Annotated in this window: 29 protein-coding genes; 13 read left to right on the plus strand and 16 right to left on the minus strand. The window is 67.0% G+C overall.

Annotated elements, in window-relative coordinates:
- The first annotated feature begins 7 nt into the window (after nucleotides 1-7).
- The 4 genes from ACJ70B_RS12395 (at nucleotide 8) to ACJ70B_RS12410 (ending at nucleotide 3157) form a co-directional block, all read left to right on the plus strand.
- Complete coding sequence (locus tag ACJ70B_RS12395; protein WP_408957303.1) at nucleotides 8-370, plus strand: hypothetical protein; 363 nt, start codon at nucleotides 8-10, stop codon at nucleotides 368-370.
- A gap of 99 nt (nucleotides 371-469) precedes the next feature.
- The gene (locus ACJ70B_RS12400) at nucleotides 470-1081 is read left to right on the plus strand and encodes an NfeD family protein (protein WP_408957304.1); all 612 of its coding nucleotides are present in this window, start codon (nucleotides 470-472) and stop codon (nucleotides 1079-1081) included.
- Between the two features lie 70 nt (nucleotides 1082-1151).
- On the plus strand, nucleotides 1152-2333 hold the full coding sequence (locus ACJ70B_RS12405) for an SPFH domain-containing protein (RefSeq protein ID WP_408957305.1): 1182 nt from the start codon (nucleotides 1152-1154) through the stop codon (nucleotides 2331-2333).
- Between the two features lie 206 nt (nucleotides 2334-2539).
- Entirely contained in the window at nucleotides 2540-3157 is a 618-nt protein-coding gene (locus ACJ70B_RS12410) for a winged helix-turn-helix transcriptional regulator (protein ID WP_408957306.1), read from the plus strand.
- A 39-nt stretch (nucleotides 3158-3196) separates the two neighbouring features.
- Here ACJ70B_RS12410 and ACJ70B_RS12415 read toward each other — a convergent pair whose 3' ends face one another.
- The 3 genes from ACJ70B_RS12415 to ACJ70B_RS12425 all read right to left on the minus strand — a co-directional run bounded on the left by ACJ70B_RS12415 (nucleotide 3197) and on the right by ACJ70B_RS12425 (nucleotide 4966).
- Nucleotides 3197-3856 (minus strand): HAD family hydrolase, encoded by a 660-nt coding sequence (locus ACJ70B_RS12415; protein WP_408957307.1) that lies wholly within the window; start codon nucleotides 3854-3856, stop codon nucleotides 3197-3199.
- A gap of 111 nt (nucleotides 3857-3967) precedes the next feature.
- On the minus strand, nucleotides 3968-4189 hold the full coding sequence (locus tag ACJ70B_RS12420) for a hypothetical protein (protein WP_408960108.1): 222 nt from the start codon (nucleotides 4187-4189) through the stop codon (nucleotides 3968-3970).
- 252 nt (nucleotides 4190-4441) lie between these two features.
- The gene (locus ACJ70B_RS12425) at nucleotides 4442-4966 is read right to left on the minus strand and encodes a DUF84 family protein (protein ID WP_408957308.1); all 525 of its coding nucleotides are present in this window, start codon (nucleotides 4964-4966) and stop codon (nucleotides 4442-4444) included.
- 218 nt (nucleotides 4967-5184) lie between these two features.
- Between ACJ70B_RS12425 and ACJ70B_RS12430 the strand changes: the two genes are divergently transcribed.
- The 3 genes from ACJ70B_RS12430 to ACJ70B_RS12440 all read left to right on the plus strand — a co-directional run bounded on the left by ACJ70B_RS12430 (nucleotide 5185) and on the right by ACJ70B_RS12440 (nucleotide 7412).
- Complete coding sequence (locus ACJ70B_RS12430) at nucleotides 5185-6165, plus strand: transcription initiation factor IIB (protein WP_408957309.1); 981 nt, start codon at nucleotides 5185-5187, stop codon at nucleotides 6163-6165.
- Between the two features lie 71 nt (nucleotides 6166-6236).
- Nucleotides 6237-6911 carry a type I 3-dehydroquinate dehydratase gene (locus ACJ70B_RS12435; RefSeq protein WP_408957310.1) on the plus strand — a complete coding sequence of 225 codons (675 nt, stop codon included), beginning with the start codon at nucleotides 6237-6239 and terminating at the stop codon, nucleotides 6909-6911.
- Nucleotides 6912-6971: 60 nt separating this feature from the next.
- Nucleotides 6972-7412: a zinc ribbon domain-containing protein gene (locus tag ACJ70B_RS12440; RefSeq protein ID WP_408957311.1), complete on the plus strand. Its 441-nt coding sequence runs from the start codon at nucleotides 6972-6974 to the stop codon at nucleotides 7410-7412.
- A 21-nt stretch (nucleotides 7413-7433) separates the two neighbouring features.
- Here the strand turns inward: ACJ70B_RS12440 and ACJ70B_RS12445 are convergent, their stop codons facing one another.
- Entirely contained in the window at nucleotides 7434-8633 is a 1200-nt protein-coding gene (locus ACJ70B_RS12445) for a 3-dehydroquinate synthase II (RefSeq protein ID WP_408957312.1), read from the minus strand.
- Between the two features lie 217 nt (nucleotides 8634-8850).
- On the opposite strand from ACJ70B_RS12445, the gene ACJ70B_RS12450 reads away from it, so the two are divergent.
- A complete protein-coding gene (locus tag ACJ70B_RS12450; protein WP_408957313.1) occupies nucleotides 8851-9435 on the plus strand; it encodes a hypothetical protein in 585 nt (194 codons plus the stop codon).
- A 42-nt stretch (nucleotides 9436-9477) separates the two neighbouring features.
- On the opposite strand, the gene ACJ70B_RS12455 is transcribed toward ACJ70B_RS12450, so the two are convergent.
- Nucleotides 9478-10350 (minus strand): DUF6293 family protein, encoded by an 873-nt coding sequence (locus tag ACJ70B_RS12455; RefSeq protein ID WP_408957314.1) that lies wholly within the window; start codon nucleotides 10348-10350, stop codon nucleotides 9478-9480.
- Between the two features lie 273 nt (nucleotides 10351-10623).
- On the opposite strand from ACJ70B_RS12455, the gene ACJ70B_RS12460 reads away from it, so the two are divergent.
- Nucleotides 10624-11298 (plus strand): HAD family hydrolase, encoded by a 675-nt coding sequence (locus ACJ70B_RS12460; protein ID WP_408957315.1) that lies wholly within the window; start codon nucleotides 10624-10626, stop codon nucleotides 11296-11298.
- 21 nt (nucleotides 11299-11319) lie between these two features.
- On the opposite strand, the gene ACJ70B_RS12465 is transcribed toward ACJ70B_RS12460, so the two are convergent.
- Nucleotides 11320-11859 (minus strand): hypothetical protein, encoded by a 540-nt coding sequence (locus tag ACJ70B_RS12465; RefSeq protein WP_408957316.1) that lies wholly within the window; start codon nucleotides 11857-11859, stop codon nucleotides 11320-11322.
- A gap of 74 nt (nucleotides 11860-11933) precedes the next feature.
- The gene (locus ACJ70B_RS12470; RefSeq protein ID WP_408957317.1) at nucleotides 11934-12506 is read right to left on the minus strand and encodes a SprT-like domain-containing protein; all 573 of its coding nucleotides are present in this window, start codon (nucleotides 12504-12506) and stop codon (nucleotides 11934-11936) included.
- Nucleotides 12507-12684: 178 nt separating this feature from the next.
- On the opposite strand from ACJ70B_RS12470, the gene ACJ70B_RS12475 reads away from it, so the two are divergent.
- Entirely contained in the window at nucleotides 12685-13647 is a 963-nt protein-coding gene (locus tag ACJ70B_RS12475; RefSeq protein WP_408957318.1) for a cation diffusion facilitator family transporter, read from the plus strand.
- A 67-nt stretch (nucleotides 13648-13714) separates the two neighbouring features.
- Here ACJ70B_RS12475 and ACJ70B_RS12480 read toward each other — a convergent pair whose 3' ends face one another.
- Genes ACJ70B_RS12480 through trpC form a run of 4 tightly spaced genes read right to left on the minus strand, consistent with a single transcriptional unit; the run spans nucleotide 13715 to nucleotide 17614 of the window.
- A complete protein-coding gene (locus tag ACJ70B_RS12480; RefSeq protein WP_408957319.1) occupies nucleotides 13715-14509 on the minus strand; it encodes a 2-amino-3,7-dideoxy-D-threo-hept-6-ulosonate synthase in 795 nt (264 codons plus the stop codon).
- Nucleotides 14510-14533: 24 nt separating this feature from the next.
- Nucleotides 14534-15472 (minus strand): tryptophan synthase subunit alpha, encoded by a 939-nt coding sequence (gene trpA / locus ACJ70B_RS12485; protein ID WP_408957320.1) that lies wholly within the window; start codon nucleotides 15470-15472, stop codon nucleotides 14534-14536.
- Nucleotides 15469-16788, minus strand: a complete 1320-nt coding sequence (trpB, locus tag ACJ70B_RS12490) for a tryptophan synthase subunit beta (protein ID WP_408957321.1) — start codon at nucleotides 16786-16788, stop codon at nucleotides 15469-15471. The genes trpA and trpB overlap by 4 nt, the downstream gene beginning before the upstream one ends.
- 25 nt (nucleotides 16789-16813) lie before the next feature.
- Nucleotides 16814-17614 carry an indole-3-glycerol phosphate synthase gene (gene trpC, locus ACJ70B_RS12495; RefSeq protein ID WP_408957322.1) on the minus strand — a complete coding sequence of 267 codons (801 nt, stop codon included), beginning with the start codon at nucleotides 17612-17614 and terminating at the stop codon, nucleotides 16814-16816.
- A gap of 132 nt (nucleotides 17615-17746) precedes the next feature.
- Here trpC and ACJ70B_RS12500 point away from each other — a divergent pair, with 132 nt between their 5' ends.
- Nucleotides 17747-18217, plus strand: coding sequence for an MGMT family protein (locus tag ACJ70B_RS12500; RefSeq protein WP_408957323.1), 471 nt, complete (start codon nucleotides 17747-17749; stop codon nucleotides 18215-18217).
- Nucleotides 18218-18275: 58 nt separating this feature from the next.
- Here the strand turns inward: ACJ70B_RS12500 and ACJ70B_RS12505 are convergent, their stop codons facing one another.
- Genes ACJ70B_RS12505 through ACJ70B_RS12515 form a run of 3 tightly spaced genes read right to left on the minus strand, consistent with a single transcriptional unit; the run spans nucleotide 18276 to nucleotide 20550 of the window.
- A complete protein-coding gene (locus ACJ70B_RS12505; protein WP_408957324.1) occupies nucleotides 18276-18866 on the minus strand; it encodes an NUDIX hydrolase in 591 nt (196 codons plus the stop codon).
- Nucleotides 18863-19378: a hypothetical protein gene (locus tag ACJ70B_RS12510; protein WP_408957325.1), complete on the minus strand. Its 516-nt coding sequence runs from the start codon at nucleotides 19376-19378 to the stop codon at nucleotides 18863-18865. Before ACJ70B_RS12510 ends, ACJ70B_RS12505 begins: the two co-directional genes overlap by 4 nt.
- A 26-nt stretch (nucleotides 19379-19404) precedes the next feature.
- Nucleotides 19405-20550, minus strand: a complete 1146-nt coding sequence (locus ACJ70B_RS12515) for a glycosyl transferase family 2 (RefSeq protein ID WP_408957326.1) — start codon at nucleotides 20548-20550, stop codon at nucleotides 19405-19407.
- 180 nt (nucleotides 20551-20730) lie between these two features.
- Between ACJ70B_RS12515 and ACJ70B_RS12520 the strand changes: the two genes are divergently transcribed.
- Together ACJ70B_RS12520 and ACJ70B_RS12525 are read left to right on the plus strand one after the other, a co-directional pair.
- On the plus strand, nucleotides 20731-20901 hold the full coding sequence (locus ACJ70B_RS12520; RefSeq protein WP_408957327.1) for an HVO_0758 family zinc finger protein: 171 nt from the start codon (nucleotides 20731-20733) through the stop codon (nucleotides 20899-20901).
- Nucleotides 20902-21076: 175 nt separating this feature from the next.
- Entirely contained in the window at nucleotides 21077-22135 is a 1059-nt protein-coding gene (locus ACJ70B_RS12525; RefSeq protein ID WP_408957328.1) for a PfkB family carbohydrate kinase, read from the plus strand.
- On the opposite strand, the gene ACJ70B_RS12530 is transcribed toward ACJ70B_RS12525, so the two are convergent.
- A complete protein-coding gene (locus ACJ70B_RS12530; protein ID WP_408957329.1) occupies nucleotides 22132-23322 on the minus strand; it encodes a DHH family phosphoesterase in 1191 nt (396 codons plus the stop codon). The genes ACJ70B_RS12525 and ACJ70B_RS12530 overlap by 4 nt on opposite strands.
- Before the next feature lie 53 nt (nucleotides 23323-23375).
- Complete coding sequence (locus ACJ70B_RS12535; RefSeq protein ID WP_408957330.1) at nucleotides 23376-24275, minus strand: SDR family oxidoreductase; 900 nt, start codon at nucleotides 24273-24275, stop codon at nucleotides 23376-23378.
- Between the last annotated feature and the right edge of the window lie 34 nt (nucleotides 24276-24309).

Below are 24309 nucleotides of genomic sequence, written 5' to 3' on the forward strand. Positions count from 1 at the left end.
GGCGGATATGGCAGACGATTCGTCCGGACGCGACGACACCGACGACCGATGGGGTTCGTCGTCGGCGACGGACCCGGACGCTGGCCCAGTTGCCGACTCGAGCGACGACGAGTGGGGCGGCTCCGACCGGCCGACTGTGGACACCGAGGGCCGCGACGACGGCTGGGACCGTATCCCGATCGATCTCTCCGACTCGAGCGAGACCGACGAACCAACCGAGACGGACGACGGCGACGAGTACGTTCCCGAAGCCAACTCGACGCCGATCGAACCGGGCGATCCCGACCTCGAGAACGTGCTGTTCGTCATCCTGGGCGCGATCGCGATGGTGCTCGTCTTCGTCCGGCTGATTTCAATTCCGCTGGGGTGACCACACCGGTCGGTTGACCCGCGATTCGCTCACCCCTCCGAACCGACCGTTTCTGGTACGCAGTAAACATTTAATTCGGACGAGACCCAACCGCCGCACATGGTCGAATCCCTCGTGGGGAACGCGCCGTTGCTGTTGCTGGTCGTGGGACTCGCACTGATGGTTCTCGAGGCCGTTTCGCCCGGGGCACACCTCATCGTTATTGGGATCGCGCTGGTCGGTGCCGGACTCGTCGGCGCACTCTTTCCGCCCGCGGCGAGCCCGTTCGTGCTGGCAGCGCTGACGCTCGCGATCGGGGTCGCTGCGGCCTACGTCTACCGGGAGTTCGACTTCTACGGCGGGAAAGGCACTGCCAGAACCACGGACTCGGACTCGCTCGCCGGTGTGACGGGCTACGTCACTGAGACCGTCACGACCCGCGACGGCGAGGTCAAACTCGACGAGGGCGGCTTCGCGCCTCACTACAGCGCGCGGACGACCGACGGAACGATCGAGGAGGGCGAGGAGATCATTGTCCTCGATCCAGGCGGCGGCAACGTGCTCACCGTCGAATCGCTCGATTCGATCGGGGAGGACGAAATCGATCGTGCACTCGCCCGTGAGCAGGCGGCCGGCGAAACCCCCGACCGGGAGGCAGCGGACGGGGGCGACGAGTTCGACGAACCGCCGCCGGGGACCGACCGCGAGACCGAGACGGAGCGCTCCGGCTGAGTCTACAAGCGGCCATAAATGTTGGCGAAATAAGGGAACGCTTTTCCCTCCACCGCCGTAACCCCGAAATATGGTCGCACAACTATTCCCACTGCAATCCACCGGTGACATCCTGCTGGTCGTCGGTGCACTCATCCTCGTCGTCGTCGTCGCCGCGTTACTCAGCGCAGTCGAAATCGTCGACGCCTACGAGAAACGCGCCCTGACCGTCTTCGGCGAGTACCGCAAACTGCTCGAGCCGGGGTTCAATCTCGTCCCGCCGTTCGTCTCGAATACAGCCGCCTTCGACATGCGAACGCAGACGCTAGACGTGCCCCGACAGGAAGCGATCACGCGGGACAACTCGCCGGTGACCGCCGACGCCGTCGTCTACATCAAGGTGATGGACGCCAAGAAGGCGTTCCTGCAGGTCGACGACTACAAACGCGCCGTCTCGAACCTCGCCCAGACCACCCTGCGGGCCGTGCTGGGCGACATGGAACTCGACGACACGCTCAACAAACGCCAGGAGATCAACGCCCGCATCCGCCAGGAACTCGACGAGCCCACCGACGAGTGGGGCATCCGCGTCGAGTCCGTCGAAGTCCGCGAGGTCAACCCCTCGAAGGACGTCCAGCGCGCGATGGAGCAACAGACCTCCGCCGAGCGGAAACGCCGCGCCATGATCCTCGAGGCCCAGGGTGAACGCCGCAGCGCCGTCGAGAAGGCGGAAGGTGACAAACAGAGTGAGATCATCCGCGCTCAGGGTGAAAAGCAGAGCCAGATCTTAGAGGCACAGGGTGACGCGATCTCGACCGTCCTGCGTGCTCGCTCTGCCGAATCGATGGGCGAACGCGCGGTCATCGACAAAGGGATGGAGACGCTGGCCGACATCGGGCAGGGCGACTCGACGACGTTCGTCATGCCTCAGGAACTTACCTCGCTGGTCGGCCGCTACGGCAAGCACCTCTCGGGTAGCGATGTTGAGGAGGACGGTCAGGAACTCGAGAGTCGCGAGTTCGACGAGGAGACTCGCGAACTGATCGGGCTGGACGACATCGCCGAGATCATCGGCGAGATCGATCAGGAGGCAGATATGGATGTCGAAGCGATGGAACAAGAGGCACAGGCGATCAAGGAAGGCAAAGACCCCGCTGAGATCTCCGACCCCGACGAGGTCATTGAGGAGATGGATCAGGACTTCCAGGGGCAGGCCGACGGCGGTACCGAGATGCCGGCCGACGACGCGGACGGCTCGTCTTCGAGCGACTGAGCTGCCGTCTCGAGACTGCGTCGAAGAGCCGCTGTCCGCTTCTCGTCGCGACTTCGACCGACGTTCGGCGGGCGCTGGCCCTTGCCACGGGGAATCGTTACTACCGACGCTCGCTGAAGATGGTCGTTTTTTAACTGATGGCCTTCGATGAACGAAGCGGAGCGAAACCTGTTTTACGGGTCGTCCCCTTTGGTCCGTAGGTAGTTATGACATCGCCCGATGGGGTCGACGATGATAAACGAGCGACGCTGCGCCGATTCGCCGCTCTCGGCACTGCGTCCCCGCTGGTCGGCCTCTCGGATTCAGCCGCGGCTGACGCGGGAGAAAGCGACGCGCGCGACGCGATCGCGGGCTATCTCTCGACGACACCCGGTGCCCACTTCTCGAAGATCCGCGACGACCTCCAACTCGGCACCGGCGAGACCCAACATCACCTCCGGCGGCTCGAGGAGGCCGACGCCATCGAGCGCTACCGCGACGGCGACTACAAGCGCTTCGTCACGGCCGGCCGCTTCGACGAGTTCGAGAAACGGGCGCTTGGCTATCTCCGCCGGGAGACCCCCCGCGGAATGCTAATCGAACTCCTCCTCGAGCCGGATGCGACGGCGGGCGACCTCGCGACGGCGCTCGACGTCTCGCCGCCGACGGTCAGCAAGTACGCGGGCGAACTCGAGGAGGCTGGCCTACTCTCGCGCGATGACGGCTACGCGGTCGAGCGCCCCGAGACCGTCCTCGTGCTGGTCGTTCGTCACGCAGACTCCTTCGGCGACCGGGCGCGGACGCTCGCGCGGAACGCAGACCGGTTCCTCTCCTACGAAGGGTAACCCCCTGTTTCCGTGGGCAAGAACGTATTACTCGCCGAGTCAGGCCGATTCGATGATGTCCAATAGCTCCCACAGCGACTCGAGGTCGTAGGTCGCGTCGGCCGGCCGCTCGAGGTCGCGGTTGTGGGGCCGCCGGACGAACGCGGTCTCGAGGCCCGCCGCGTCGCCGGCCGTCACGTCTTTTGGGGAATCGCCGACGTAGATTCCGTTGCTGGTGCCGAGTTCCGAGAGGGCGTCCTCGATGTAGTAGGGGTCGGGCTTGCGCCGCTCGTAGCCCTCGAACGTGGGATCGCGGCCGCGGACGACCTCGAAGTCGAACCCGAAGTGGTCGGCGACGAATGCTGCGGTCTCGTGGCGGTTGTTCGTGACGAGGCCGATCGTCGTCCGCTCGCCAAGGTCGTGGATCGCCTCGACGTCATCGTACGTCTCGCGTTCGCCGGTCCGAAGCCGGTCGTGGGTTCCCTCGGAGGCGTACGTCTCTTTTAGTTCCCAGAATTGCGAGAGATCGATTTCGAGGTCGTCACAGTGCTCTCGAATCAGGTCGTGCTCGTGGCGTCTGAAATCGCGACGCTGGGACGAGGTCGGCTCGGCCCCGAGGTCGGCGAGGGCGGCGTCGGCGGCGTCGGCGTAGACCTGCGGATGAGTCCGCGCTCCCTCGAGGATGATTCCGTCCATGTCGAAGACTACTGGCGGCGTCATCTATCGCTTTCATCGCGCTGCGAGGAAATGAGCGTTTGGCGTCCGTTGCGTATCGCCGGCACTGTCGAGACGATGGTAACCGACCAGACAGGTCGCTGACTGCGCTTCGGTCTAAACGTTGACTTTCCAGGTCGTACTCGAGGAGTAACCCCATTTTTCGATCTCGACATCGTATTCGCCCTCCTGAAGCGCGGTGATATTCGAGCCGACCTCTTTCGCCGTCATCCCGAGTTCCTGGCCGATGAGGCGGGATTTGAAGTACGTCTTCGTCGCCGCGTTCTCGCGGAGGTACTGCAGAATCCGCTGTTGTTTGCTCGTGAGGTCGGGGGCCATTGCAGTGCTCATGCTCATTTGGTGGACAGGAACGCCCTTAGGGGGTTTGGTACGCGCGGTTAACCCGACTCCTGCTTGCGGTTTCGGTGGAAAGTAATCGGCCAATAATCGAGCGGAAAGCATTCGTTGGTACGTGCGGTTAAAACGTTCGAAGCGCTGACAATCGGTGGGACGAGATCGTTTCCAGCCGCTGACGGTCATGGGGACACCCGGCCTCTCCGAACTGATCGCGATCGGGGTAGTTCGGACGGATCACGGCCCACCCTCGTATGTGTCCGTTACGAACGGACCGAACGAACAGGCGACGGCTTCGCCGAGCGCTCGTGTTCGGTCCGTCAGACCGGCCGTGAGCACGCCCGCGGCCCCTTCGGCCTCGGCGACCCCCGCCGTTCCGAGCAGGTCGTCCATCATCGGCCCCAGCTCCGCACCGTCGGCGACCCGGTCGGCGACCTCGTCGGGGAGTCGAAGCGTCGGCCCGCCGCCCCGCTCTACGCGGTCGCCGTCGGTCGTGGCCCCCCACATGATCAGGGATAGACCCGGCACGCCCTCGAGCCGGGCGACACCGCCCTCGAGGCCGACGCCGTAGTCGGCGTCCGTTGCCGCGAGTGCTCGGCGGGCGCGGTTCTCGGCACCGGAGACGGTCTCCGCGACCGACCGCGGTTGCTCGCTCACGCCGGAGTCGACGCCGACGGCGACCACGGCCGGCTCGTATCGCTCGAGCGTCCGTTCGACCGCCTCGATCTTGACCGGGTTCGTGCTTCCGACTGCGATCTCCATGTCGACCGTTTGAACCGAGCAAATTTGGAGGCTCCGTTTCGGAGTAGTTTCGGCGCGTTACTGGTACTATCTATCATACTCTTTCGGTCGAATTATCCGGTTTCGAGGGCGTTCTGGGCACGATTTCGAAACCATTAAACCTCGAGTGTCTGAACGTGAAAGGTAACGACTCCGTCCGGGCTTTTGCGGTCAGTTCGGCCGGGAGCATTCGCCATCGCATGACTAACGCATCATCGAACACGAGAGTACGACGTAGCGAACCCGAAACGAGCGAACAGGAAACCGAGAGCGAGGAGCAGGATCTCGTTTGCCCCGAGTGCGCGGGCCAGCTTGTCGTCGATGACGAACACGGCGAAACGGTCTGTGAGGACTGTGGCCTCGTCGTTGAGGAGGACTCGGTTGATCGCGGTCCCGAGTGGCGTGCGTTCGACGCCGCCGAGAAAAACGAGAAGTCCCGCGTGGGAGCGCCCACGACCAACACGATGCACGACAAGGGGCTTTCGACCAACATCGACTGGCGCAACAAGGACGCGTACGGCAACTCGCTTGGTTCGCGCCAGCGCGAGAAGATGCAGCGCCTGCGTAAGTGGAACGAACGGTTCCGCACCCGCGACTCCAAGGAGCGCAACCTCAAACAGGCGCTGGGCGAGATCGACCGGATGGCCTCCGCGCTCGGCCTCCCGACGAACGTCCGCGAGACCGCGTCGGTCATCTACCGGCGCGCGTTAGACGAAGACCTCCTCCCCGGTCGCTCGATCGAGGGCGTCTCGACCTCCTGTGTCTACGCCGCCGCCCGTCAGGCCGGCGTCCCCCGCTCGCTCGACGAGATCGCCGACGTCTCCCGCGTCGAGAAAAACGAGATCGCACGCACCTACCGCTACGTCGTGCGGGAACTCGGGCTCGAGGTCCAGCCGGCCGACCCCGAGAGCTACGTGCCTCGTTTCGCCTCTGGACTTGAACTCTCCGACGAGGCCGAACACCGCGCGCGAAGCCTACTCCAGAACGCAAAGGAGAAGGGCGTTCACAGCGGGAAATCGCCGGTCGGCCTCGCGGCCGCCGCTGTCTACGCCGCCGCCTTGCTGACCAACGAGAAGACCACACAGGCCGCCGTCTCCGACGTGGCCGACATCTCCGAAGTCACCATTCGCAACCGGTATCACGAGCTCCTCGAGGCCGAGGAGACCATCGGAATGGCGTAACCGCCCAATCAGCACGCAACTACCCGTCGAAACGATATCGTTTTTGCCGCGCTCGTTCGCAGTCGATAGCGATGGGACTGCATTTCGACTCGTTCGTGCTGGCGGCGGCGACGGCTACGCTCGCGGACGAACCCGCGGCCCGCGAGCACGCCGACGCGATCGAATTTCGAATGGACCTGGCGGACGAACCCCTGTCCGCGCTCGAGGCCTACGACGGCGACCTCCCGATCCTCGCGACGAATCGCGCCGACTGGGAGGGCGGCGAAGCGAGCGACGAGGGGCGGCTCGAGGCGCTTTCCGACGCGACCGCGCTCGAAGGCGTCGAGGCGGTCGACGTCGAACTCGAGTCGATCCTCGAGGGGGAGGCCGAGGGGCTGCTCGAAACGGCTCGCGAGCGCGACGTCTCGATCGTCGCGTCGGCCCACGACTTTGAGGGGACGCCGCCGCGGCCGGAACTGGTCCGCACGTTGACCGAGGCGAGCAAGTACGCCGACGTGGCGAAGCTGGCGGTGACCGCGGAATCGAAGGCGGACACGCTCGCACTGCTGTCGGCGACCGAACGGCTGACGGCCCACGGCGACACCGTCGCGACGATGGCGATGGGCGAAGTTGGCAGCCACACGCGCGCAGTCGCGCCGGTGTATGGCTCGAAGATCGGCTACGCGCCTGTCGACCCCGCCGAGGCGACCGCGCCCGGACAGTACGACCTCGAGACGCTCGCGGAGCTGGTGGCGACGCTCGACTGAGTCGAAAGTACCGAGAATCGGAACGTTAAGGGCAGGGGACTCCTACCAACACCACAGACAATGACATGGATCCGTGCGCTCCTTGCCGCCGGCCTTTCGGTGATCATGCCGGGTGCCGGACACGTCCTCGTCCGGGACTGGCTCCGTGCCGCCGCCTTCGCCGGCCTCTTCATTTTGGCAAGCGCCCTCTTTCTTCCGCTCGAGCAGCTCGCGAACACCGGTCCGATAACGAACTACGAGCAAGCCATAGAACAGGCGACGATCATGGCCGAGGAGACCGACGCGATGGCGCAGTTTCTCCTCTCGTTTATCGCTCTGTTCGCCGCGGTCGATTCGACCGTTCGCGCGCTCGGGTACCCACCACGCGGGGCCGACGCCGCTGAGGGACTGACCTGTCCCGAGTGTGGCAAGGAAGTCGACGAGGACCTCGAGTTCTGTCACTGGTGTACGACGCGCCTCGAACCCGCAGAAGACGCCGAGACGGAGACGACCGAGGTCTGACGGAACGACGAAGCGCCGCCGTTACTTTTCGATGATGCTTTCTTCGACGGCCTCGCCGAAGTGCCGGGCCGTGTCCTCGTAGTACAGCATGATCTCGTCGCCGGCCTCTAAGTCGGTCACCGCCTTGCGTCCCTCCGCGGACGCCACCTTGATCGTCTCGGCGTTCTGGAGGAGCGTCTCGACGCGGTCGCCGCTTTCGGTCTCGAGGGCGATCCGGAACATGGGTCGCTGTTCGATCTTGACCCGGCCAACGATGGCCTCGCGGGTAGTACCCTCGAGGTCGACGATCTGGACCTCGTCGCCGCTCTGGAGTTCGGCGAGGTACTTCGTCCCGCCGTCGGGCGTGCGGACGTAGGCGTGGACCGCGCCCGCATTGACCCGGAACGGCCGGGAGGCGACGTACGGCGATTCGGCGGTCTCGGCGTGGACGAAGACCAGCCCGCGGCTCATCGAGCCGACGAGCATCCCCTCGTCGTGTTCGAGCATGCTGCCCGTATCGACGCAGACCCGGTCGGCGCTGCCGGCTCGTTCGACGTCGAGCACCTCGGCGTACTCGAGGTCGAGGCGTTCGCGTGCGGCCTCGTCGCGGACCTCGACCGTCTTGCGGATCTCGTCGGGGTCGTCCGAATCGAGGAGGACGGCGTCGGCCCCGATCTCGAGGGTCTCGAACGCCGTTTTGGCCTCGTCGGCGCTGGTAACGCCCGCGACGAGGTCTGTCTCCTCGCCGATTCGGGCGATCAGGTTCTCGAGGGGGATGATCGTCCAGTCTTCGCCGACGACGATGGTGTGGTCGGCGTCCTCGGCGGCGGTCTCGGCGAAGCGCTCGTACTCTTTGCCGAGGATGCGGACGTACGCGCCGCGGTCGAAGTCGCCGTCCCGTCGCAGCGTCGAGAGGTCGGCCGAGCCGGAGAAGTCATCCGGAAGATCGATCGTCGCGTCGCCCTCGCCGCCCTTGCCGACGACGACCGCGTCGGCCTGTGTGGCCGGCTCACCGTCGTCGCTTCCGCCCTCGGCATCGTCGATGTCGTCGACTAGCGTCACGTCGCCGTCGGTCCGAAACGCCGCGACGTTGATATCGCCGAGTTCCCGGACGCGGGAAACGTCGTCCTCGTCGACCAGTACCCAGTCTGCACCCGCCTCGAGCGCGGCGGTGATTCGCGCCCGGCGGTCGTCCCAGTCGCCGACGGCGTCGTCGGCTTTTACCCAGACAGATCGCGTCATAAATCGACCGTCGAAGGGAACCGGCTTGAACGTGGCGGATCAGGCAGGGGAGGGGGTGGCCGAGCAAGCGCGGGTAGCCGTCCGCTGTGACTCACCGGCGATCGCTCCCCGTCCGACTCGTCACCGTGGAAATGATGGCCATGATACTCACGATAGTATCGATAGCAACAATACTTTCTCAGAAGTTGATAACATGTTGCCGTTCGATCCATCTGATATGGGTCAGCGTCACCTCGAGACCGATGGTGAACCGACGATCGACTGTGCCACTCGCCGGCTGGCGGTGGACTCCGCGGCCGACGTCGCTCGAGCGGCGTTCGATCACGCGGGCGAACTGACGACCTTGGAGTACGGTCGATCGGCGGCCGTGCTCGGGGCCGTTCGGCTCGCGTGTCGTCGCACCCGCATCGGTGAGCCCGACCGCGAGGAGTTCGCGGCCGCGTTCGACGTCGAACCGGATCGCGTCATCGCGGCTGACGAGCTACTGGCGGAACACCTGGGCTCGCCGGCCGACGCCGCCGACGTTCGCTCGCTGCGACGCCGGCTCGTCGTGGCCCGCGAGATCCTGGCTGCGGTCGAGCGCGGCCGCAACGCTGGCCCCCAGCTCCCGGGCTCGCGCCTCGCTGACGTCGCGCCCTTCCTGCTCGCTCGCGCGAGCAGCCACCTCGACTCCCGCACAGACCGCACATTTCCGGGGCTGGAAGCGACGGCACTTCGCGATCACGTCGCGCGCCTCGAGGCCGACCTCGAGTTCGCGCGGCTGGGCACGCGGCTGTACGCGTCGCTCCGCATCGAGGAGTGATCGCCACACCGCCCGCTCCGTCTACCACACTGCCCGCTCCGTCTATCGGACGTAGTTCGCCTCGTCGCCGAGCTTGTGGCGAAACGCTCGGTAGGCGTTCTCGCCGCGCTCGGTCAGTTCGACCACGCGCCGGCGGCCGACGGACTCGATCGTGACGTAGCCGTCTTCGGAGAGCGGCTCGAGGACGTGCGTATCGAGGACGCGAAACGCCCCCTTATCCTCGCCGGAGCGGTCGTCGGGCGAGCGGCGATCGGCCATAAACGAGAGGTCGCGGTCCCGCGCGTACTCGATCAGGTCTTTCTTCTTCGGCGGCGCGGTCCGATCCTCGTGGTAGCCGTCCCACGCGTCGGGGTCGGCGAGAAACTCCATGATAGCGACCTGATCGCGCGTCGGCGACTCGATCGGATAGGTCGGCACCTCCTCGATCTCGTCGACGCCGACAGAAACGGGTTCGGACGTCCCGTCGTGGGCGTACGACGACGGCTCGACGTAGTAGGCCTGTGCGTTCGTCGAAACATCCATGCACGCGATCGTCGCGCCGATCGCCGGGATCGTGCCCGCGCCGGAGACATTGACGTACACCTGATCGTCCCCGTGTCTGGCGGCGATCGTCGTCACGTCGCCGAGGACCGCGTAGACGTTCGTCAGATCGCACTCCCACGTCCGAACCTCGGGAACGATCGACTCGAGTTCGTCGCGCAACGCCGCGTGGTAGTCGGCGGCCGCCGTCGCGTTTCGCGTTTCGTGTCCGTCGACGCTCTCCTCGCTTTGCCCGCGTTTGCCGTGTCTGTGACCGCTCGCGCTGTCGTCCTCGAGCAGATACACGAGGTCGGCCCGCTGGTCCCGAATCGGCTCGAGAATACGATCGAACTCGTAGCCCAGCGGCACGACGTGAACTCGCTTGACGACGTCCATACCTCGAGAGGCGTGTCAACGAAAATAACTACTGTGGAATCGGCGGGGCCGGCTCGAGTCGAACTCTACCTCGGCCGGTCGACCGCCGGACATCGGCCGCTCGTCGAACCATCGCCGGGCGGGACTGAAAGGGGCGACGCGCTCGGCGAGCCGCAACTCGCCGAGCACGTCGGGGCTTTCGGGGACGTTCACGGTTTTAATACGGATCGCGTCCACACAGCATTCACCTAGTCGGCGAAACGTTGAGAACGCCTGCCCGCATACGCACACCGGATGGCCGCCTACGACGCGATCTGTTTCGATCTCGATATGACGATCTGCGAATCGACTCAGGACGCCGCGGGGCTGCTCGCGTCTACCTTCGACGGTGCCGACTGCGAGCCGTTCTGTACGCCCGCCGATTTGCGGGCCGCCGTGCCGGACCTGCCGACCGCCGAGACGGACCGCGAGTTCTACGAGCACCTCTTTACCGAGGTCGCAGGCCGCGCCGGCGTCGATGCAGGTGTCGCGCCGACGCTCGCCCGGGAGTATCTCGAGCGGCAGGATCCGACCGCCGTCGCGTTCCGGCCCGGCGCGAAGGCGGCGCTCGAGTGCGCCCGCGACCTGGGTCGAGTCGGGCTCATCACGAACGGCGGTCGGCAAACGCAAACGGAGAAACTCGAGGCCCTCGGCATCGGCGATGCGTTCGATGCGCGGGTGTTCACCGAGCCGAGCGACGGCATTCATCCGAAACCCAGCGCGGCACCGTTCGAGCGCGCGCTCGCCGACCTCGGAGTCGCGTCCGACGCGGCCATCCACGTCGGCGATTCCTTACACGCCGATATCGCGGGGGCCAACGCGATGGGGCTGGACTCGGCCTGGGTAGACACCGGGCGCGACGACGGCCCGCGCGACCACGAACCGACCTACGAACTCGCGTCGCTCGAGTCCTTCGAGACGATCGTCTGAGCCGATCGAGTACGGACGCGGTTACCTCCTATTCGGCAGGATATCCGTGTGCACGACAGCGCGGTACTTGCTGTCGGTCGCTTCCGTGACTCGCTTGAGCAGCGCCGCCGCATGGGGGACGTTCTCGGGCAGTTCGAACGGATCGTCGTCGTCCTCGTCGCGTTGCCGACAGAGCTTGACGAACGCGAGCAAGTGGTCGGCGGTGTCAGTGCGGGCGTACACTACGCCGATGTCTTGGTCGAACCCGTCGCGCCAAGTCTCGATCACCGGCTCGGCCGCCTGTCTGGGCCGTCGCAGTCGCTCGGTGAGGTCGTCGGTATCGATCTCGTCCGCCTGACCGTCCACCATTCCGTCGAAGACCGCCCGCGGGTCGCCTGCCTCCTCGAGTGGCGGGGCGGTCGCTTCCGCCTCGAGCAGTTCGGCGAACGCCTCGAGTTCCTCCCGGTGGACCGCGACGGGGTACACGAAGTCGTGTGTCTCCTTTGGCAGCGTGTACGATTGTCCTTCGATCCCCTGCTCGCCGGGACCCGACGTCCCCAGCATCTGATCGAGTATTCCCATACCCGAAACAGGAAGGGTAAGGCGAATAAGTGTTGCGCGCTCGACTCAATTCCGATCTGCTCGGTGCTGTCTCGCTACCACTCCTCGCCGAGTGCTGCCTTCACCCCACCGTAGCCGCTCGCCGTCGTCCACGTCCGGCCGCTGGCCGCGTGTTCGACCTCGTACGAGCCGCCACATCCCCCGCAACGGTACTGATCGGGCGCTTTCACCGGTCTCGAGGCGCGGTGGCGTTTCGCCCGCCAGTCGCAGTCGTCGGCGAGACACCGGAGGACGTACCGCGGCTCGGCGAACGCCTCGCAGTACCGCGGTGCCTCGAGCGCTGCGGCTCGCTCGCGAAATCGGTCCCCGTGGCCTGACTCGCCGAACCGCTGGAACTCCCAGGCGTGGACAAGTTCGTGGCGGACGACGCCCGCGAACGTCGGCCACTCGTATCGCTCGTAGGCCCGCCGGGTGAGCACGATCGTCGCCACCTCGCGGCCAGCGTCCCAGCGACACGCCCCCGCCCGGCGGCGCGCCCGCGTCGAGACCTCCCACTCGAGGGCCGCGAGATCGACAACCAACTCGCACTCGTCGACGACCTCGCGGGCGTGGATCCGCGCGCGGGCGGTGATTTCGTCCGCTAGCGTGTACTCCTCGCCGTCGGTCACGGACTCGAGATGGGAGACTGCGACCGAAGGTCTTCCGATGGCCGACAGCTCACATGCCATGCCTGACTGCACGACACAAATTAACAATTTAACTCGATATTTTTGTTAAGGTTGCTAGTATACATGCCGTTTTGTAGCAGCCGAATTAATAAGCAGGCCGCACCGAGTTCGAACAACGATGGGACACACTGAGTCGGCACACGCCCGCGACGACTCACACGACGGCCACGGCCACGACCACGGCGGTCACGGTCACGGCGACGGATCGACGAGCAGCCGCAAGCTCGCCGCCGTCTCGCTCATCAACGTCGTCGGGTTCTTCGTGGAACTGGCCGGCGGGCTGGCGTTTGGTTCGGTCGCGCTCATCAGCGACGCCGTCCACATGCTGTTCGACGCGCTCGCGTACGTGATGGCCTTTGCCGCCTCCTACGTCGCCGAACGCTACGGCGAGGGCGACCGCTGGTCGTACGGCCTCCATCGCCTCGAGCCCTTCGCGGCCTTCCTCAACGGCCTCCTGCTCCTGCCGATGGTCGGCTTCATCCTCTGGGAATCGTACCAACGGTTCCTCGAGCCGGCCGCTATTTCCATCGGAACGGGGCCGACACTCGCCATCGCGGCGGGTGGGCTCGCGGTCAACGTCGTCTCGGTGCTCGTCCTGCAGGGCGACGCGATGAGCCTCAACGAGAAGGGCGCGTTCTATCACCTCCTGGGCGACGCCGGCGGCTCGGTCGCCGTCATCGTCTCCGTGATCGCCATCGAGGTGACCGGAATCCGCGTCATCGACCCGTTCACTGCGGCGCTGATCGCCGCCGTCGTGGCCTGGTCTGCGGTGACGGTGTTGCGCGGCAGCGGCGAGATCTTCTTCCTCAAGACGCCCCTCGAGAGCGACGCAATCCGGGACCACGTGATCGACATCGAGGGTGTCGAGCGAGTCGACGACTTCCACGCGTGGCAGATCTGTAGCCAGATCACGGTCGCGACGATGCACGTCGAAACCGGCGTCGAGACGATGGCGGAGGCAGAAGCAGTCCTACAGCGCGTTCACGACGAACTCGCGAGCCACGGCGTCGATCACGCTACCGTCGAACTCGGCCCCGGCTACGCCGACCGCGACGTACACCTCGATACGCACTGCCACTGAGCGGTGGTACGTGGCGCTGACGGGCGACGGAATCTTTCGAGAAACAGGAACTCCGACGGCGGCGACCTTAGACCTCGAGTGCCAGTCCGGCTTCGGTCAGCGCCTCGTCGACCGTGAGATCGTCGTGGACGACCCCGGAGACCGCTCGCGCGATTGCTTCTGGGTCTTCGTGCTGGAAGATCGACCGGCCCATCGAGACACCGGCACCGCCGGCGTCCATCACGCCGCGGACCATCTCGATGGTCTCACGGTCGGACCCTCTCGAGCCGCCGGCGATGACCACCGGCAGCCGGGTTGATTCGACGACGTGCTGGAAGCTGTCGGCGTCGCCGCTGTAGCCCGTCTTGACGATGTCTGCCCCCAGTTCCTCGGCGAACCGGACCGCGTGGCCGAGCGCCTCGGGGTCCTCGGAGTCGACGCCGGGGCCGCGGGCGTAGGCCATCGCGAGGACCGGCATCCCGAACCGTGTGGCTTTCTCGGTGACCTCCGAGAGCTGAGTGAGCTGATCCGGTTCGTAGTCGGAGCCGACGTTGATGTGGAAGGAGACGGCATCGGCGCCGACCCGGATCGCCTCCTCGACGGTGCCGGTCATGCGCTTATCGCTCTCGTCGGGGCCGATCGTCGTCGAGCCGTTGAGGTGGACGATGTAGCCCTGTTCGTTTTTGTTATCGTGGACGCGGGGCGCGATCCCCTTCTGCGTGAGGACCGCGTCGGCCCCGCCGCTGGTTACGCCGTCGATCGTCGATTCGATGTCTTTCAGCCCCTGGACGGGACCCATGGTGATCCCGTGATCCATTGGGACGATTACGTACGATCCGTCTGTCCCGATCCGTTCGAGTCGTGCGTCAATTCCTGTAGTCATTGCGGGTGTGTAGCAAGCTTGCGGTTATGGCTGTTCTGGTTCCGGTGCGTCTTCCGCGTCGGCGTCGCCCCCATCTGCGGCCCCGCGGCGCGCGCCGCGTTTGAGTTCGCGGGCTTTGGCCTCGAGCACGTCGACCGCGTCGCTCGGCTCGTCGCTCGAGGCACTGTGCTGGGACTCCGTCCCGGAGTCCGCTGAGCTGTGCTCTGCGATGATATCCACGAGCGCGCTGCCGACGATGACGCCGTCCGCGCCCGCCTCGACGATTTCGGCGGCATGATCGCCCTCGCTGACGCCGAAGCCGACGGCCTTGGGCACGTCGTACTCCGAGAGGCGCGCGAGGCTGTCGTGGGTCGCCGTCGAGACGTTCGCGCGCGCCCCCGTCGTTCCGAGGCGGGCCTGGACGTAGGCAAAGCCCGAGACCTGCGACATGATGGCCTCGAGGCGCTCGCCCTCGGTCGTCGGCGCGATGATGAAGACGAGATCGAGTCCGTGGTCGTCGCAGGCCTCCCGCAGCGGGTCGGCCTCCTCGGCGGGGAGGTCGGGGACGATGATCCCCGAGAGCCCGGCCTCGGCGGCGCGCTCGACGAACGGCCGCACGTCCGGTTCCGATCCATACTGCAGGATCATGTTGTAGTACGTCATCACCAGCAGCGGTGCCTCGGTCTCGAGGTCGTCGACCATCTCGAAGAAGCCCTTGGGGGTCGTCCCGGCCTCGAGCGCGCGCGTAATCGCAGCCTGAATCGTCGATCCCTCGGCGACCGGTTCCGAGAAGGGGAGGCCGAGTTCGATCAGGTCCGAGCCGCCGCGGTCGAGGGCCTCGACGTAGGCCTTCGTGTCCTCGAGAGAGGGGTCGCCGGCCGTGATGTAGGTGATCAGCGCGGGGTGGTTCTCGCGGACGGCGGCTTCGACGTCACTGTCGTATCCGTCGGCTTCGCCGCTGGCCGGTCGGTCGTCGTCGCTCACTGGTCGAACACCTCTACCTCGGGTGCGGCCTCGAGATCGCGCTTCTCGGTCTCCTCAAGCACCGTTTCGAGGTCTTTGTCACCGCGTCCGGAGACGTTGACGACGACGAGGTCGCCGAGTTCCTCGTGGGACTCTTCTAGGTACCCTAAGGCGTGACTCGACTCGAGCGCGGGAATGATCCCCTCGAGCCGGGAGAGCCGGTGGAAGCCGTCGAGCGCGTCCTCGTCGTCGACGCTCGCAGGCGTCACGCGGCCGGTCTCGACGAGATGCGAGAGCTCCGGGCCGACGCCGGCGTAGTCGAGCCCCGCGCTGACGCTGTGGGACTCCATGATCTGGCCGTCGCCGCTCTGGAGGAGCTTCGTCATCGCACCGTGGAGGACGCCGTCGGTGCCCGTCGAGAGCGTCGCCGAGTTCGGCGCGACCCCGGCCTGCTCGTCGATCTCGAGGCTCGAGCCGCCCGCTTCGACCGCGTAGAGATCCACGTGCTCTCGCGGGCTGTGCCCGCTCGAGTCATCCGCGGAGCGTGGCTCCGCGCTCTCCTCGTCCTCGACGAACGCGTGGAAGGTTCCCATCGTGTTCGAGCCGCCGCCCGCGCAGGCGACGACGCTATCGGGCAATCGGTCGGCTTTCTCCCGAACCTGCTCGCGGATCTCGTCGCCGATGACCGACTGGAAGTCCCGAACCATCTTCGGGAACGGGTGGGGACCGACGACCGAGCCGATCACGTAGTGGGTCCGCTCGACGGTGGTCGCCCAGTCGCGAAACGTTTCGTTGATCGCCTCTTTCAGGGTGCCGCTGCCGGCCTCAACCGGGTTTACCTCGGCCCCGTTCATCCGCATCCGGTAGACGTTGGGCCGCTGGCGGTTGACGTCCGTCCGACCCATGTAGATCTCACAGGGCATGTCGAGGTGGGCCGCGGCCATCGCGGTCGCGGTGCCGTGTTGTCCCGCGCCGGTTTCCGCGATGACCCGCTCTTTGCCCATGTACTTTGCGAGCAGCACCTGCCCGAGTGCGTTGTTCAGCTTGTGTGCGCCGCCGTGGACGAGGTCCTCGCGTTTGAGGTAGATCTCGCGGTCGTAGCGCTCGCTCAGCCGGTCTGCGCGCTGAAGCGGCGTCGGCCGGCCGCCGAAATCGTGCAGCCGCTCGCGGAACTCGTCCATAAAGCCGTCCTCGTTTGCGAGGACGTATCGCTCGTAGGCGTCCTCGAGTTCCTGTAGAGCCGGCATCAGGGCCTCCGGGACGTACTGGCCGCCGTAGTCGCCGAACGTGCCCGTGCGCCCGGAGTCGTGGTCGTCGCGTTCGCGTTCCGTGCTCATGTCTGGGTGTCTCCGTCGTGGTCGCTCATGTCTGCTCCGTCTCCGTCGCGTCGGTCGATTCCGCTTGCACGAGCCGACGCGCGTTCTCGGTCACGTCGCTGTCGCCCGCGCCGTGGTCCATGATGGCGCTGCCGACCAGCAACGCGTCGGCGTCCGCCTCGCGCATCCGCCGCACGTCGGCCGGCGACGAGATCCCGCTCTCGGCGATCAGCGTCACGTCGTCCGGCACGTGGGGAGCCACCGACTCGAAGGTTTCGAGGTCGACCTCGAGTCGTGCCAGGTCCCGGTTGTTGACCCCGATGATCTCGGCACCGGCTTCGAGCGCGGTCTCGAGTTCTTCGTGGTCGTGGACCTCGACCAGCGGCTGAAAGCCGCGTTCGCGGGCCGCCGTGACGAGTGCCTCGAGATCGTCGACGAACCGCGCGATCAACAACAGAAGGTCGGCGTCAACCACGTCCATCCCCGCTTCGTCGAGGACGAAGTCCTTGCGCAACACGGGGACGTCGACGGCCTCGCGAATCCGGGTCAGCGCCTCGGGCGAGCCGTCGAAGTGGGTCGGCTCCGTAAGCACCGAGATCGCCGCCGCGCCGCCGTCGACCATCGCTTCGGCCAGTTCGACGGGATCGTCGGCGCGCGTCCCGTCGGCCGTCGGACTCGTCGGCTTTACCTCGGCGATCACCGGCACCCGCCCGTCGGTTTCCGCCGCCGCCAGTGCGTCGGGCAGTGACCGCGCGTCGACATCGACGACGCCGTCCCCGCCCGGCCGCTCCCTCGCGGCCTCGAGGATCGACCGGACCGCGGGAGCGAGTTCCGTATCGGAGTTCATTATTGTACATCGACGTACGCATATGTACATAAGGCTTGCGCCATGGCGGCACACAGGAGCGACGAGGAAGAGCGTCCGAGCATCGGTCTTCAGACCGGCGGCTATTCAAGCCCGGACCGCTTACGGCCTCGCATGGAGGACGTTACGGACGCTGGGATCTACGCGCGGGAGTCACCGTACCTCGACCGGTACGTCCAGCTCGGAGCAGCCAGCGGGCGAGTCCTGAGCGTTTCCTTCCCCGAAATCCCCGACGACGACGCCGAGGACGACCACCCCGTCCTCGATCGAATATTTGAGTACTTGGACGGCCTCGAGCCCGTCGACTTCGACGACGTGCAAGTCGCGATGACCATGCCGACCGACCAGCGGGCCGTCTTGGAGCGAGTCCGCGAGGTTCCCTACGGCGACCAGGTCACCGTCGAGACGCTCGCGCGGATGACCCCCGACCTCGACCACGAGGACGACGACGATATCGTCCTCGTCCGGACCGCGCTCGACGAGAACCCGGCTCCGCTACTGGTGCCGGACCACCGTGTGCGCGACGGCCCCAGCGCCGCGCCGCCCGACGTCGAACAGAAACTGCGCTCGGTAGAGGATCTATAGCGGTCATCGATACCTCCCCGTGGGTTGATTCGGTCGCAGCGGACGACGGCCCCCACTTTCAGAATTCCGATCGGTCCACCGTCTCGGGCGCTTCGAAGTCGGTCGCGAGCTCGAGCAACTGGACCAGAATCCGGCCGGTCGCGCCCCAGACGGTGTAACCGTCGACGTGGAAGTAGTGGATGACGATCTCGCCGTAGTAGGGATGACTCCGGCGCTCGTACTCGTAGTTATCGGGATCGAGCAGGCCCGACAGCGGGAGGACGACGATCTCGGCGACTTCGCTCTCATCGCGGACGTACTCCCGGTCGGGGACGTGGCCGACGAACGGCGAGACGGCGTACTCCGTGACCGTCCGAATGTCGTCGAGTTGGCCGACGACCTCGGCCTCGCTGGGCTCGAGGCCGATCTCCTCGTTTGCCTCCCGGAGCGCGGTGTCGAGGATCGTCTCGTCGACCGGCTCGGCCCCGCCGCCGGGGAAGCTCATCTGGCCGGGGTGTTCGCCGAGGTGGTCGGCCCGGCGGGTAAAGAGCAGGTGGTCCTCATCGTCGCGGTCGACGATCGGCGCGAGGACGGCCGCGTCGTACTCCTGATCGCCGATCTCGGTCGGTCTGTAGTTCGCGACCGGGTCGAGGGACAGTCTCCTTGTCATTCCTCCAGTGCGTCCTCCAGTCGCGTCCGTTCGTCGGTGCAATCGATCGACGCCCACGCCTCGAGGTCGTAGCTGACGTCGAGGAGTGTCCGGATCCGTCCTGCGTCGCCGGCCGAGACGGCCTCGTCGGCGGCCGCGACGAAGCGCTCGCGAGTCGCTTCGCCCAGCGCCTCGCGGTCGAGCCGTCGCCGCTCGATATCGAGGATGTGGGGCACGTCTTCGGCGTGGTCCGGCACTGCGGGGAAGGCCGTCGGGCCGGCGACCAACAGCGGTTCCGCGTCGCCGGCCGTTCGCGCGCCGTCGGCGGCCGCGTCGTTCCCGCGTTTTGGAACGTACCGGACGAGAGCGAACGACCCGAGGGCCGCCTCGATCGCCCCCTCGAGCGCGGCCTCGTCGACGGCCTGGCCGTCGGCGCGGTAGGCCGCCTCGGTGAGCGCCCGCTCGAGTTCCGCGCGGGTCAACCCGCCAAAGAGGTCGACCACGCCGGCGAGTTCGTCGGCGGTCGCGTCCATACGCCGTCCAACGGCCGGTGATGGGATTAGTCTTGCGAGCGCGATCCGAGCCGGCGCTCCCGCCATGGTCGGGCCGCGTCCAGCACGTCGGCCGGCGCGAACGGGGCCTCGGTCCACCGGGGGAGCCGCGTGTCGGCTTCCGGTGGCGCGATCGACTCGGCGTAGCGCGCGAGCTGATCCCGTTCGCTCGCGGAATCGTACTCGAGACCGTTGAACGCCGCGTCGGCCCGGTAGCCGTCGATCAGAGTCTCGCCGGCGGCCCGATAGCGCTCGGGCAGCGTCTCGTAGTCGGGGGCGACCCCGCCTTCCTCTATGACACGCAAGAGCGCGGCCGCGACCTCGCGACTCATCCCCTCAAGGCCGGCGTCGCCGGCGACCGCGCGGTGGTCGTGCTCGTGGCGACCCAGATCGACCTGCGCGGTCCCGCCGAAGCCGGCGACCGCGTAGGCGTCGCCGAGGGTGCCGACCTCGAGCCCCCACGCGCGGGGGGTCCGCAGCCGGCGCGCGAGGCCGGCGCTCGCGGCGAACTCGCCGGCCAGCGCGTAGCGGAACGCGCCGAGGTAGTCGACGATCGGCGCGTCGTGGGCGTCAGCCAGCGCCCTGAGCAGCGGTTCGTAGAACAGCCGGAAGAGCCGCCCGTAGAGGGTCCCGCGCTCGACACGGGCGTAGTAGCCCTTCGAAAACTCGTAGTCCATCGTCAGGGGCGCGAGCAGCCGGCGAACGTGACCGGCCTCGTAGCTCCGCGCGTCGGCGTCGTGGACGACGACGGTGTCGGCAGCGTCGGCCGCCGGGCCGAGCGCGAGCCAGACGTCCCGCCCCTTTCCGAAGCCGCCGTCTAAGCCCGCGTCGGCGAGCAACGCGTCGACGTTCGGCGCGGTACACCAGAGGACGCGGATCGGCAGCGCAAACGATTCGAGCCACTCGCGGAACGGCCTAATTTCGTCGGGCGCGGCGCGGACAGGAACGAAGACGGCGGCCGGCGCGGGCTCGAGGGCCTCGAGTTCGCGGAGAACGCGCTCGGCGGCGGGGCTCTCGTACTCTCGGGCGGTCATCGGGACGATGACAGCCGTCTCGGCGACCGCGGCGGCGGCGTCGCGGGCGAGGTCGCTGCCGGCCGGGCCGCCGTCGCCGAACGCGTGGAGCGTCGCGATCCGCTCCTGGACGTACTCCATCGATGGGGTGTTCGAGCGTATCGGTAAAACGGCCACGACTCCGGCCAGATGGGGCGGTCGGCTGACCGGGCTTCGATTCGGTAACAGGGCGTCGAAACCGGTCCCGATCGCACGTCGATCGCGGGCGTCGACTCGAGAAAGCACCGGTCTTTTTCACCCCCTCCTTCCTACAGGATGTACATGAAATCAGTCCGAAAGGCACTTCGGGAGGGTGAACTCGACAAGGACACCTACGATCGGCTCGTCTGTGGCGACTGCGAGAAGCCGCTGAAGACCGAAAACGATCCCGACGAGATCAAGACAGTCCGAATCTGTCCGGACTGCGACGCGCGGTGGAAGGAGATCCGGTAGGCGCGGCTCCCTCGTTCGGACTGATACCGTGATGGGGGGCTCGACGCCCCGCTCCGATCGGCTGCGCGTCTCGCGGCTCCGTCGGCGTGTTCCGAGACGCCCGGCGGATCGCTCGCGACAGCGATGACTGCCGATCGCCCGCCCTCTTTTGTCGATCACCGTCGCAGACGTGCGTGTGAGCTACGGTGATCTCCGCGACCGCCTCGGCGACCTCGAGACGGACGGTTCCCGGCGGATCGTGTCGCTTCCCGACGGCAGCGTCGACCACCGGTACGCCCTCACGGGAGCCGGCGGCCGCCGCGTCCGGACGGCCCACGATTTCGCGCGCCAACTCGAGGCGGGTGCCCGCGCGTTCGCACTCGAGCCGATCGGCATCGAACCCGGCGGACAGGCGGTCAACGCGGCCGTACAGGCCGACGCGCTCGGCGACGAGACGCTGCTCGTCGGCCACCTCGACCATCCGGTGTTGGCCGAGTTCTCGTTCGAAACGCGGTCGATGGGGAGTCCGGCCGCGATCCGCGTCGTCTCGCTCGCCGAGGACGACCTCCTCCTCTCCGAACCGGGACCGACCGACGACTGGCGGCTCGAGGAACTGCTGGCGGTCGTCGACTGGGAGCGAATCGTCGGCGCGGACGCGCTCTGCTGTGCGAACTGGGTCTCCGTGCGCGGCCTCACGGCCGTCTTCGACCGACTGGCGGCGGCCCCGCCGGACGATCGGCTTGTCGTCGCGGTCGATCCGGGGCCGATCGACGCCGTCGCTCCGGCGGCGCTCGGCGGGTTGTTCGACGCGCTTTCGCGCGCTGCGGAGGTCGACGCGCCGCTCGAGATCGTCCTGAGCGTGAACCCGCGGGAACTTGCGGCCGCTGTGGCGGCAACGAACGGCGAACCGGCAGCAAACGGTGGCGACTCGAGCGCTGATCGGGACCGAACTCGAGAGCGGACCGCGGCCCTGCGCTCGGCGCTCGGGATCGCCGGCGTCGTCTCTCACGGCGCGGACGCGGCCGTCGGGGCGACGCGCGACGACACCGTCACCGTCGAACTGCTCGAGGTCGACGCGATCGAACGAACGACTGGTGCCGGCGACCGGTTCTCGGCGGGGCTGGCCTGCGCGCTGGCCCGCGAGTGGCCCCTCGAGACGGCGCTCGCGCTCGGCAACGCCTGTGCCACGCAGTTCGTCGCGACCGGCGAGACCGGCGCTCCGGCGGCGCTACGGTCGCTGCTCGCCGACGGTTAGCGTTCGCCGGCCATCGCAGAAAAGAGCCGTTCCTCGAACTCCTCGCGGCTGATCCCGTCGGAGGGGCCGATCCCGTTCATGTGGTCGACCGAGAGCTGACCGCCGCCCATCCGCGCGTGGCCGCCCGCGCTGGCCATCGGGATGTCGCTGATCGCGTGGCGAAGCGTCTCGCCCATGTGGACGCGATCGTCGCGCGAGCGGCCGGAGAGGTGAAGCGTCCCGTCGTATTCGCCGTAGACCACGACCGCCGTCACGCCCTCCAGGTGCATGAGTTCGTCCGCGGCCTGCGGGATCGCGTCGACGTTGCTGACCTCGCCGACGTCGCAGACGGCGAAAGGGCCCTCGACGCGCTTTTGGGTGATCGCCGTCGCCTTGACCTGCAGGACGTCGTCGCTGACCTGCGGGTTGGCGATCCGGTCGAGTAGGTCCTCGTCGATCCCCGGAAAGAGCACGGCGCAGGCGTCGAACTCGGCCCGTGAGCACCCGTTAGTCAGGTGGTTCGTATCGGACTGGACGCCGTAGAGCAGTCCGGTCGCCAGCTCCGAGGAGACCTCGAATTCGCTCGAGTCGTCCTCGTCGGCCATCGCCGCGCCGATATCGTCGAGATATTCGACGATGATCGTCGATGCCGCGCCGTAGTCCGTCCGCACGTCGGTAAACTCCGTGCCCGCTCCGTTGCCGGGATGGTGGTCGACGACCGCTATCGGTTCGACGGTCTGTGCGCCGGTAAAGCCCCTCGGCGTGTTGTGATCGACCAGCACCACTGCATCGGACGCAAGCTGTGAGCTCGCCTCGACGGACTCGAGGTCGAGATCGAGGACGGTCCGGAACGCGCGGTTCTCCTGGTGGCGGATCTCGCCAGAGTACTGCAGGGTCGCCTCGGTGCCGACCGAGTCCGCGATCGCTGCGACCCCCATCGCACACGACATGGCGTCGGGATCGGGATTCGGATGCATCAACACGGTCACGTCGTCGTGAGTGGCCAGTACGCGCTGGAGCCGGATGCCGGGCGGCCGGCGGAACCAGCGGACCGCCCACCAGCCGCCGAGGACGAGGCCGACGACGACGAGCACGAGCAAGGAGAGAACAAGCGGCTCGAGGGAGCGGACCGAGTCGCCGACCGACTCGGCCGCGAGCGGGATCGCCCCGGCGACTGTGGCCTCCCGCGAGGCGCTCGGAGAGGTCATATCAGGAAATTAAATCGAACCATCAAGAACTTTCCCCATACTAGTCGATTTCGTCAGTCGGTCGACTCGTCGCGGTAGCGCTCGATCGCGGCGCGGTATCCCGTTCGGAACGTGGGAGCGGCGAACTCGTATCCGACCCCCCGCAGCTTTTCGTTCGAACAGCGCTTGCTCGTCAGAATCCGCCGGCGGGCGGCCGCCGAAATGTCGTCGTCGGCGAGCCGGTCCGCTTTCGTCCGCTTCGGTGGTCGCTCGACGCCGCACTCGTCGGCCAGCCAGTCTGCAAACGCCCACTTCGAGGCTGGCTCGTCGTCAACCACCTGCACGACCTCGCCGCGTGCGTGATCTTCCGCGAGCAGATAGCGGACCGCGCCCGCGGCGTCGTCCCGGTGGACCATGTTCAGATACCCTTCGGTGACCGGCCCCTCGAGGTAGCGCTCGAGCCGGTACCGGTCAGGGCCGTAGAGGCCGGCGTACCGTGCGACCGTCCCTTCGTAGCCGTACTCCGGCGGGTGCTCCAGTGCGATCCGCTCGGCCTCGGCGAGCACGTCGGTCTTCTCGGTGGTGGGCTCGAGCGGCGTCTCCTCGTCGACCCAGTCGCCGTCGTGGTTCCCGTGGACGCCCGTCGAGGAGGTGTAGACCAGCCGCTCTGGCGACTCCTCGCGCTTGCCAAAGGCCTCGATCGCCGTCCGCAACCCGTCGACGTACACCTCGCGGGCGGCCTCGGCTCCCCGGCCGCCGCTGCTCGCGGCGAAGACGATTGCGTCGACATCGGGGACCGCCGCGAGCGCCGCACGGTCGGTGATATCGGCCTGTACCGCCTCGAAGCCGGCCTCCTCGATCCGCTCGAGGCCCGCCGCGGAGCGGCGAACGCCGATCGGCTCGTGGCCTCGTGCCGCGAGCTGTCGGCCCAGCTCGAGGCCAACGTACCCACAGCCCAGAATCGCGACCTTCATACCTCGTCTCGTGGCCGGCCGGGCATAATTTCAC

Source organism: Natrinema sp. 74 (assembly GCF_046097095.1).
GTDB lineage: Archaea > Halobacteriota > Halobacteria > Halobacteriales > Natrialbaceae > Natrinema.

What these genes read in the sequence shown, in the direction of transcription:
- ACJ70B_RS12395 (WP_408957303.1), top strand. Translation starts at nt 8, where the DNA reads ATGGCAGACGATTCGTCCGGACGCGACGACACCGACGACCGATGGGGT.
- ACJ70B_RS12400 (WP_408957304.1), top strand. Translation starts at nt 470, where the DNA reads ATGGTCGAATCCCTCGTGGGGAACGCGCCGTTGCTGTTGCTGGTCGTG.
- ACJ70B_RS12405 (WP_408957305.1), top strand. Translation starts at nt 1,152, where the DNA reads ATGGTCGCACAACTATTCCCACTGCAATCCACCGGTGACATCCTGCTG.
- ACJ70B_RS12410 (WP_408957306.1), top strand. Translation starts at nt 2,540, where the DNA reads ATGACATCGCCCGATGGGGTCGACGATGATAAACGAGCGACGCTGCGC.
- ACJ70B_RS12415 (WP_408957307.1), bottom strand. Translation starts at nt 3,856, where the DNA reads ATGACGCCGCCAGTAGTCTTCGACATGGACGGAATCATCCTCGAGGGA.
- ACJ70B_RS12420 (WP_408960108.1), bottom strand. Translation starts at nt 4,189, where the DNA reads ATGGCCCCCGACCTCACGAGCAAACAACAGCGGATTCTGCAGTACCTC.
- ACJ70B_RS12425 (WP_408957308.1), bottom strand. Translation starts at nt 4,966, where the DNA reads ATGGAGATCGCAGTCGGAAGCACGAACCCGGTCAAGATCGAGGCGGTC.
- ACJ70B_RS12430 (WP_408957309.1), top strand. Translation starts at nt 5,185, where the DNA reads ATGACTAACGCATCATCGAACACGAGAGTACGACGTAGCGAACCCGAA.
- ACJ70B_RS12435 (WP_408957310.1), top strand. Translation starts at nt 6,237, where the DNA reads ATGGGACTGCATTTCGACTCGTTCGTGCTGGCGGCGGCGACGGCTACG.
- ACJ70B_RS12440 (WP_408957311.1), top strand. Translation starts at nt 6,972, where the DNA reads ATGACATGGATCCGTGCGCTCCTTGCCGCCGGCCTTTCGGTGATCATG.
- ACJ70B_RS12445 (WP_408957312.1), bottom strand. Translation starts at nt 8,633, where the DNA reads ATGACGCGATCTGTCTGGGTAAAAGCCGACGACGCCGTCGGCGACTGG.
- ACJ70B_RS12450 (WP_408957313.1), top strand. Translation starts at nt 8,851, where the DNA reads ATGGGTCAGCGTCACCTCGAGACCGATGGTGAACCGACGATCGACTGT.
- ACJ70B_RS12455 (WP_408957314.1), bottom strand. Translation starts at nt 10,350, where the DNA reads ATGGACGTCGTCAAGCGAGTTCACGTCGTGCCGCTGGGCTACGAGTTC.
- ACJ70B_RS12460 (WP_408957315.1), top strand. Translation starts at nt 10,624, where the DNA reads ATGGCCGCCTACGACGCGATCTGTTTCGATCTCGATATGACGATCTGC.
- ACJ70B_RS12465 (WP_408957316.1), bottom strand. Translation starts at nt 11,859, where the DNA reads ATGGGAATACTCGATCAGATGCTGGGGACGTCGGGTCCCGGCGAGCAG.
- ACJ70B_RS12475 (WP_408957318.1), top strand. Translation starts at nt 12,685, where the DNA reads ATGGGACACACTGAGTCGGCACACGCCCGCGACGACTCACACGACGGC.
- ACJ70B_RS12480 (WP_408957319.1), bottom strand. Translation starts at nt 14,509, where the DNA reads ATGACTACAGGAATTGACGCACGACTCGAACGGATCGGGACAGACGGA.
- trpB (WP_408957321.1), bottom strand. Translation starts at nt 16,788, where the DNA reads ATGAGCACGGAACGCGAACGCGACGACCACGACTCCGGGCGCACGGGC.
- trpC (WP_408957322.1), bottom strand. Translation starts at nt 17,614, where the DNA reads ATGAACTCCGATACGGAACTCGCTCCCGCGGTCCGGTCGATCCTCGAG.
- ACJ70B_RS12500 (WP_408957323.1), top strand. Translation starts at nt 17,747, where the DNA reads ATGGAGGACGTTACGGACGCTGGGATCTACGCGCGGGAGTCACCGTAC.
- ACJ70B_RS12505 (WP_408957324.1), bottom strand. Translation starts at nt 18,866, where the DNA reads ATGACAAGGAGACTGTCCCTCGACCCGGTCGCGAACTACAGACCGACC.
- ACJ70B_RS12510 (WP_408957325.1), bottom strand. Translation starts at nt 19,378, where the DNA reads ATGGACGCGACCGCCGACGAACTCGCCGGCGTGGTCGACCTCTTTGGC.
- ACJ70B_RS12515 (WP_408957326.1), bottom strand. Translation starts at nt 20,550, where the DNA reads ATGGAGTACGTCCAGGAGCGGATCGCGACGCTCCACGCGTTCGGCGAC.
- ACJ70B_RS12520 (WP_408957327.1), top strand. Translation starts at nt 20,731, where the DNA reads ATGAAATCAGTCCGAAAGGCACTTCGGGAGGGTGAACTCGACAAGGAC.
- ACJ70B_RS12530 (WP_408957329.1), bottom strand. Translation starts at nt 23,322, where the DNA reads ATGACCTCTCCGAGCGCCTCGCGGGAGGCCACAGTCGCCGGGGCGATC.
- ACJ70B_RS12535 (WP_408957330.1), bottom strand. Translation starts at nt 24,275, where the DNA reads ATGAAGGTCGCGATTCTGGGCTGTGGGTACGTTGGCCTCGAGCTGGGC.